Below are 7,816 nucleotides of genomic sequence, written 5' to 3'. Positions count from 1 at the left end.
GTCCGGCCAGCTCCCCGCCCCCGATCCCGCGTTCGGCGGCGTGATCAAGGACGATGCCCTGCAGTCGACCCCATGGTGGGCACCGCGCATCGTGCCGCCGAAGGACGCGCCGAACATCCTGCTGATCATCACCGAGACGCGGGCTTCGGCGTGCCGAGCACCTTCGGCGGCGTGATCCCGACGCCGACGATGGACGACATCGCCAATGAGGGGCTGCGCTATACCCGAGTGTTCTCGACGGCGCTGTGCTCGCCGACGCGGGCGGCGCTCATCACAGGGCGCAATCACCACTCGGCGGGCTTCGGGGTGATCTCCGAGCAGTCGACCGGTTACCCCGGCTACAACAGCATTATCGCCGAGGACAAGGCAACGATCGGGCGCATCCTGCTCGACAACGGCTACGCGACCTCGTGGTTCGGCAAAAACCACAACACGCCGGCCTTTGCCGCGAGCCAAGTCGGCCCGTTCGACCAGTGGCCGACCGGCATGGGCTTCGAGTATTTCTATGGGTTCGTCGGCGGCGACGCCAACCAGTGGCAGCCCAACCTGTTCCGCAACACCACGCAGATCTATCCGTTCAAGGGGCAGGAGGGCTCCTGGAACCTCGTGACGGCGATGGCCGACGACGCCATCGACTACATCTCACGCATGCACCAGACCCAGCCGGACAAGCCGCTCTTCATCAAGTACGCACCCGGCGCCACTCATGCACCGCACCATCCGACCAAGGAATGGGTCGACAAGATTAGTGCGATGCACCTTTTCGACGACGGCTACGAGAAGCTGCGCGAGCGCATCTTCGAAAACCAGAAGCGGCTTGGCATCGTCCCGCAGGATGCGAAGTTGACGCCCTGGCCCAAGGACCTCCTCAAGCCGTGGGACGAACTGACCCTGGAGGCGAAGAAGCTATTCATCCGGCAGGTCGAGGTGTTCGCCGCCTACGCAGCGTACAGCGACTATGAGATCGGCCGCGTAATCCAGGCTTTCGAAGACCTTGGCAGGCTCGACAACACGCTCGTCATCTACATCAACGGCGATAACGGCACGAGCGCCGAGGGCGGCCCCTTGGGCACGCCCAACGAGGTCGCGTTCTTCAATGGCTTGAACGAGATCCCGGTCGACGTGCAGATGAAGTTCTACGACGTCTGGGGCACCGAGCAGACCTACAATCATATGTCGGCCGGCTGGTCGTGGGCCTTCGACACGCCCTTCGACTGGTTCAAGCAGAACGCCTCCAGGCTCGGCGGCATCAACCAGAACATGGTCGTGTCATGGCCGGCGCGCATCAAGGACAAGGGCGGTCTGCGCGAGCAGTTCCTCCACGTCATCGACGTGGTGCCGACGATTCTAGAAGTTGCCGGCATAAACGCGCCGCAAATGGTCGACGGCATCGAGCAGGCGCCGATCGAAGGCACGAGCTTCGCCTACACCTTCGATGCGGAGAACGCCAAGACGGCGTCCCGGCACCAAGACCCAGTATTTCGTGATGATGGGCCAATGGGCGCTCTACGACGATGGCTGGCTCTTGAGCACCAAGGTCAATCGCGCACCTTGGCAGGCCTTCGGCCCCGCCAATCCCGACCGCTGAACAATCAGGTCTTCCAGCTCTACGACCTGAGCAACGACTTCAACCAGACCACCGACATCGCTGCGGAACACCCGGACAAGGTCGCCGAGATGCGGCAGAAGTTCGTTGCGGAAGCGAAGAAATATCAGGTCCTTCCGCTTGACGCGTCGGTCGCGGCCCGCATCGTGGCGCCGCGCCCGAACATCACCGCCGGGCGCAGCGAGTTCGTCTACACGCGCCCGATGGTTGGCCTGCCGCAAGGCGATTCGCCGCTTCTGTTGAACACCTCCTACACGATCACCGCCGACATCGAGGTGCCGGAAGGGGGCGCCGAGGGCATGATCCTCACCTCCGGCGGGCGCTTCGGCGGCTACGGCTTCTACCTCCAAGAGGGCAAGCCGGTGTTCCTATGGAACATGGTCGACCTCGAACGCCTGAAATGGGAGAGCCCGGACGCGCTTTCGCCCGGCCGCCACACGGTCGAGTTCGACTTCGTCTACGACGGCCTGGGCTCCGGGACGCTCGCCTACAACGATTTCAGCGGCGTCGGCAGACCGGGAACCGGAACCCTGAAGGTCGACGGCAAGGTCGTGGCCACCAAGAAGATGGAGAAGACCCTGCCGATGATCCTGCAATGGGACGAGAGCTTCGACATCGGCTCCGACACGCTCACCGGTGTCAATGATGCGGACTACAAGCCGCCATTTGCTCTGACCGCCAAGCTCGAGAAGCTGACGATAAAGATGGATCGGCCCAAGCTTACACCGGAGGACATCGCGAAGCTGGAGGACGCGCAAAAGGCGGCCGGGGATGCCAATTAGCGCCTAGCCAACAACTAACAAAGGAGTGAGCAATATGGCCGGCCTAACTCGAAAACTCAGGAGACTGATCGTGGCAGGACCATCGGCACTAGCGCTGACGCTGGTTGCAGGAATGGCGACTTCGCCGGGCGCAGTGGCCGGCGAAGAGGAGGCGAAGGCTCTGCTGAAGGCCATGACTGACTACATGGCAGCACAGAAGGCTATCTCGTTTGACTTCGATGCCACCCTCGAGGTCGTCACCGAAGACGGGCAGAAGCTCGGACTGGCGAGCTCGGGTGCAGTCTCACTCACCCGGCCTGACAAGATCCGCGCCTCCCGATCGGGCGGCTTCGCTGACATCGAGACCGTCTTTGACGGGACGACGCTGACGGTGCTGGGCAAGAACAAGAATGTCTACACGCAGGTCGAAATTCCAGGCTCAATCGATCATCTGGTTGACGAATTGAAAGACAAATACAATAGGCCCCTTCCAGCCGCGGACCTGCTTCTCACCAATGCCTACGATGAATTGATGGCCAATGTGATTGACGTGAAAGACCTTGGCAGCGGCGTGATCGGCGGGACCGAATGCGATCACCTCGCTTTTCGAGCCAAGGAGGTCGATTGGCAAATCTGGATTGCCCAAGGTGACCGTCCCTATCCTTGTCGGTACGTCATAGCGTCCAAGCTCATTGACGGTGACCCGCAATACAGTGTGCAGGTCAGCGACTGGAAGACGGGCGACGAGGTCGCCACCGACAGCTTCAGCTTCGAGGCGCCGGCTGATGCCAAAAAGGTCGATATAGCCGAACTGAAGAAGATGAAGGACATGGGTGAATTGCCGAGCCACTTCACCATAGGAGGCAAACAATGAGCTTGTCGAAGAAACTTGGCTTGCTGCTGCTGGCCAGCATGGTCGGATTTGGCGGCCTCGCAATCAGCGAAAGACTCTCCACCCCCGGGGTTCACGGTCTCGTTTCCACGGCCGACGCTCGCATTGGTCGCCCACTGACTCCGGTCAGCGTCGCCGGCGTGGCCCGTCGGACCGTGCGTCGGTGCGCCGTTGGCGTCTATAACTGCTAGGCAGACGCCAACTAGCCGGCAGAAGTGAAAAAGGGGCGCCCTGGGGCGCCCCTTTTTGTGACTAGTAGCGGTAGTGCTCCGGCTTGAACGGGCCTTCGGTCTTGACGCCGATATAGGCGGCCTGCTCGTCGCTCAGCTTGGTGAGATGGGCGTCGAGGCGGCCCAGATGCAGCTGCGCGACTTTTTCGTCCAGATGCTTCGGCAGCACATAGACCTTGTTTTCGTACTTGCCGACATGCTGCCACAGCTCCATCTGCGCCAGCACCTGGTTCGTAAACGATGCGCTCATCACGAAGCTCGGATGGCCCGTGGCGCAGCCGAGATTGACGAGGCGGCCTTCGGCCAGGAGCAGAATGCGCTTGCCGTCGGGGAACTCGACCTCGTCCACTTGCGGCTTCACATTGTGCCACTTGAAGTTCTTCAGACCGCCCACCTGAATCTCGGAATCGAAATGCCCGATATTGCAGACGATGGCGCGGTCATGCATGGCGCGCATGTGCTCGACGGTGATGACGTCCTTGTTGCCGGTGGCTGTGACGAAGATGTCGCCCTTGGGCGCGGCCTCCTCCATGGTGATCACCTCGTAGCCTTCCATCGCCGCCTGCAACGCACAGATCGGATCGATCTCGGTGATCGCCACGCGCGCGCCCTGGCTCTTCAGGCTCTCGGCGCAGCCCTTGCCCACGTCGCCATATCCGGCGATCACGGCATACTTGCCGGCGAGCATGACGTCGGTGGCTCGCTTGATGCCGTCCGGCAGGCTCTCGCGGCAGCCATAGAGATTGTCGAATTTCGACTTGGTGACGCTGTCGTTGACGTTGATGGCGGGGAAGGGAAGCTTGCCCTTCTTCTGCATCTCGTAAAGCCGATGCACGCCGGTCGTCGTCTCTTCCGACACGCCCTTCAGGTTGTTTTTTACTTTCGAGTAGAAGCCGGGCTCGCGTTCCAGCCGCTTCTTGATGGTGGCGAACATCGCCGTCTCTTCGTCGTTGCCGGGCTTGGCGAGCACGGATGGATCTTTTTCGGCTTCCGCGCCGAGGATCACGATCATCGTGGCGTCGCCGCCGTCGTCGAGAATGAGATTGGCGGTCTCGCCGCCGGGCCATTCGAGGATGCGGTCTACGTAGTCCCAGTACTCTTCCAGCGTCTCGCCCTTGACGGCAAAGACCGGGGTGCCGTTTGCGGCGATAGCCGCAGCAGCGTGGTCCTGGGTTGAGAAGATGTTGCAGGAGGCCCAGCGCACCTCGGCGCCGAGGGCCTCGAGGCTCTCGATCAGGACCGCGGTCTGGATGGTCATGTGCAGGCAGCCGGCGATCCGGGCGCCCTTCAGGGGCTGCGCCTTGCCGAATTCCTCGCGCACCGCCATTAGGCCCGGCATCTCGGTCTCGGCGATGGCGATTTCCTTGCGGCCCCAATCGGCGAGCCCGATATCCTTGACGTGGTAGTTCATGCGGTCTCCGCTTGGCTGTATAAAGATATAAAGAAGTCCTTATATCTTATCCGCCCCCCAGAGAGTCAAGGGGGCGCCCCGGGTCGGGGCAAATGACCATGGCGCGCTGACTTAAGCCGGAAATTGCCTGCAAAATCTGGGAGTAAGGCCCCAATTATCAGGATCTCGTCAGCGGCCGACGCATAGCGTCCATGTACCGGCGCGCCCTGCCGGCCGCCCAAGAGGTCTCGCCGTGCTCGATTCCCCCAAGACGCCAGCACAAGCTCAAATCCGCGTATGGGACCCCTTCGTCCGGGTCTTTCACTGGACCCTGCTTGCCGCCTTCACGGTGGCTTATCTCGTCGAGGACCCGCACATTGTTCACGTGTGGTCCGGATACGTCATCGCCGGGTTGATCCTGGCCCGCGTGGTCTGGGGCTTTGCCGGCTCACGACACGCGCGGTTCTCCGATTTCGTCTATCGTCCCATGACAACCTTCGCATATATCCGCGACCTCCTTCTGATGCGCGGCAAGCGTTATCTCGGCCACAGCCCGGCGGGCGGTTACATGATCCTTCTCCTGCTCGTGATGCTCGCGGCAACCGGCATCGCCGGGTTGATCGTTTATGGCGGGGAGGAGCAGGCCGGGCCGTTGGCCGGCATGGTGTCGAAGGCGACGGCCGAGAACTTCGAGGAAATCCACGAAGTGCTCGCCAATATCACGCTCGCCCTGATTGTCGTGCACGTCGCCGCCGTGATCTTCGCAAGCTTCGCGCATCGCGAGAACCTGCCACGCGCCATGGTGACGGGCTGGAAGCGCCGGTAGGCGCGTCAGTCCTCTTCGCCGAAGCCGTTTTCGACCAGCGCGATGAGCGCCTCGATAGCGGGTTTCGCCTCCTCGCCGTTCACCTCGATGTGGATCGAGTGGCCTTGGCCCGCGGCGAGCATCATCAGTCCCATGATCGAGGTGCCGCCCACGGTGTGCCCTTCGCGGCTCACGCGCACATTGGCCTTGAACTCGCCGGCGCAGCGCACGAATTGCGCCGAAGCGCGCGCATGCAGGCCCTTCTTGTTGGGGATCATGACTTCGGCGAAGAAGACGCCTTTTTCCCGCTCACCGGAGATATGGCGCGCCGGGGTCACGGTGCTCAATTCGCCGCCAGGATCTGACTCGCGACGCTGATATATTTGCGTCCTGCCTCTTGGGCCTGGGTGATCGCCTCCTCGAGGCCGCACTCGCCGCGCACGCTCGCGAGCTTCACCAGCATCGGAAGATTAACGCCCGCGACCACCTCAACATTGGGCCGCTCCATGGCCGAGATCGCCAGATTCGATGGGGAGCCGCCGAACATGTCGGTGAGCACGACAACACCTTCGCCGGCATCGACCATGTCGAGCGCCGACAACATGTCCGCGCGCCGGACATCGAGATCGTCATCAGGACCGATGGATACAGTCTCGATCTGCTCCTGCGGCCCCACCACATGTTCGAGCGCCGCGCGGAACTCGCGTGCGAGATTGCCGTGGGTCACGATAACGACGCCGATCATGCTACCTCTTGGATGAATGCCGCCCGGCCAAAGGCCGCTATCTTTGTCGGGTGCGGGGTCAGGCGCAAGCCCGAAACCGCCTCGGTAAAGCCTATTGTTCGGGCGCGCGCAAGAGCGCCATTTTCAACTTCAACGGCGCCGACGCCTCAAACGGCGAGAGCTGCAGCAACGGCATGTCAACGCCTTCCAGAGCCGTTCGATCCCAAGGATCCGGCGGCATGCGCGGCACGTGATCAGCCGCGACCAGGTCGCACACAAGCACGAGCCGCGCCGCGGCGATAGTGGGCATCTCCTGGACGCCGAGCCCGCGCACCTCCATCATTCCGGCCAGCGTCTCGGGCGCGGAGACAGTCACGGTCGTGCCGTTCACATCGAGTTGGACCTGATCGTCGGCGACAAGAAGAGGACGCAGTTCGCCTTCGTTCGGAAGCGCCAGGAAGCGAAGCGCCAAGTCCGATTTGCCGGCACCCGGCGCCCCGCGCAGCAATGCGGCGCGATCCCCGAGAGCCACGCACGTGCCATGAACGAGCGCACGCACCATCGCGGTCGCCGATCCTATGCCGCCGGCAGGCGGATGACGAAGCGTGCCCCGCCGCTCGTCGAGCTCGCGTCGCGGCCGGGCCTGTTCTCCGCATAGAGACGGCCGCCATGCGCCACCACGATCTGCCGCGAGATGTTGAGGCCAAGCCCGGAGTTCTGGCCGAAATTCTCTTGCGGCCGGTCGGTGTAGAAGCGCTCGAAGATGCGCTCGAGATTCTCCTCGGGAATGCCCGGCCCTTCGTCCTCGATCGCGATCTGGATTTCGTTGCCGATGCGGCGGGCGGCGACGGTGACGCGTCCGTCCGGCGGCGAGAAGGAAATGGCGTTCTCGAGCAGGTTCACCATCACCTGGTGGAGACGGCTGTCATGCCCGTTCACGCGATAAGGATGCGCGCCCGGCGCGTAGGCGATTTCGAGCACGCTTCCGGGATGTCGTCGCGATGTATGTCGTTGAACAGCGACACGGTCGCGCGCAGCATCTCGTCCATGCTCACCAGCTCGGCATCCTCCCGGGCGAGCTCCGCATCGAGGCGCGACGCATCGGAGATGTCGCTGATCAGCCGGTCGAGCCGTCGCACGTCGTGCTGGATGATCTCCATCAAGCGCTCGCGCGACTCCTCGGTCTTGGCGAGCGGTAGGGTCTCGGTGGCGCTGCGCAACGAGGTGAGAGGGTTTTTGAGCTCGTGCGCCACGTCGGCGGCGAAGCTTTCGATCGCGTCGATCCGGCGATAGAGCGCGCCCGTCATGTCGCGCAGCGCACCGGACAAATGGCCGATCTCGTCGGAGCGGTCGGTGAAGTCGGGGATCTCGGCGCGGGCCTAACGCTATGGCGCACGCGCTCGGCGGC

7 protein-coding genes and 2 pseudogenes are annotated in these 7,816 nt (G+C 62.8%); 4 read left to right on the top strand and 5 right to left on the bottom strand.

Going from position 1 to position 7,816, the window contains the following annotated elements:
• The 3 genes and pseudogenes from AUC71_RS02790 to AUC71_RS02780 form a co-directional block, all read left to right on the top strand.
• Positions 1-2,388: pseudogene (locus AUC71_RS02790) on the top strand (arylsulfatase); the annotation flags it as partial.
• Between the two features lie 34 nt (positions 2,389-2,422).
• Positions 2,423-3,241 (top strand): DUF2092 domain-containing protein, encoded by an 819-nt coding sequence (locus tag AUC71_RS02785; protein WP_069623051.1) that lies wholly within the window; start codon positions 2,423-2,425, stop codon positions 3,239-3,241.
• Positions 3,238-3,450 carry a hypothetical protein gene (locus AUC71_RS02780; protein ID WP_069623050.1) on the top strand — a complete coding sequence of 71 codons (213 nt, stop codon included), beginning with the start codon at positions 3,238-3,240 and terminating at the stop codon, positions 3,448-3,450. The genes AUC71_RS02785 and AUC71_RS02780 overlap by 4 nt, the downstream gene beginning before the upstream one ends.
• Positions 3,451-3,511: 61 nt before the next feature.
• Here the strand turns inward: AUC71_RS02780 and ahcY are convergent, their stop codons facing one another.
• Positions 3,512-4,900: an adenosylhomocysteinase gene (gene ahcY, locus AUC71_RS02775; protein ID WP_069623049.1), complete on the bottom strand. Its 1,389-nt coding sequence runs from the start codon at positions 4,898-4,900 to the stop codon at positions 3,512-3,514.
• 232 nt (positions 4,901-5,132) lie between these two features.
• Between ahcY and AUC71_RS02770 the strand changes: the two genes are divergently transcribed.
• A complete protein-coding gene (locus AUC71_RS02770) occupies positions 5,133-5,705 on the top strand; it encodes a cytochrome b/b6 domain-containing protein (RefSeq protein WP_069623048.1) in 573 nt (190 codons plus the stop codon).
• A gap of 5 nt (positions 5,706-5,710) precedes the next feature.
• Here AUC71_RS02770 and AUC71_RS02765 read toward each other — a convergent pair whose 3' ends face one another.
• The 4 genes and pseudogenes from AUC71_RS02765 to AUC71_RS17275 form a co-directional block, all read right to left on the bottom strand.
• Positions 5,711-5,962 (bottom strand): HPr family phosphocarrier protein, encoded by a 252-nt coding sequence (locus tag AUC71_RS02765; protein ID WP_069623052.1) that lies wholly within the window; start codon positions 5,960-5,962, stop codon positions 5,711-5,713.
• A 65-nt stretch (positions 5,963-6,027) separates the two neighbouring features.
• A complete protein-coding gene (locus AUC71_RS02760) occupies positions 6,028-6,429 on the bottom strand; it encodes a PTS sugar transporter subunit IIA (RefSeq protein ID WP_069623047.1) in 402 nt (133 codons plus the stop codon).
• Positions 6,430-6,520: 91 nt separating this feature from the next.
• Entirely contained in the window at positions 6,521-6,970 is a 450-nt protein-coding gene (locus AUC71_RS02755) for an HPr kinase/phosphorylase (protein ID WP_069623046.1), read from the bottom strand.
• Positions 6,971-6,984: 14 nt separating this feature from the next.
• Positions 6,985-7,784, bottom strand: a pseudogene (locus tag AUC71_RS17275) (sensor histidine kinase); the annotation flags it as partial.
• Between the last annotated feature and the right edge of the window lie 32 nt (positions 7,785-7,816).

It is taken from the genome of Methyloceanibacter marginalis, from assembly GCF_001723295.1.
GTDB classification, from domain to species: domain Bacteria; phylum Pseudomonadota; class Alphaproteobacteria; order Rhizobiales; family Methyloligellaceae; genus Methyloceanibacter; species Methyloceanibacter marginalis.
Note: the sequence above shows the minus strand (reverse complement) of the source record. Positions and strands in the feature narration are given on the sequence as shown.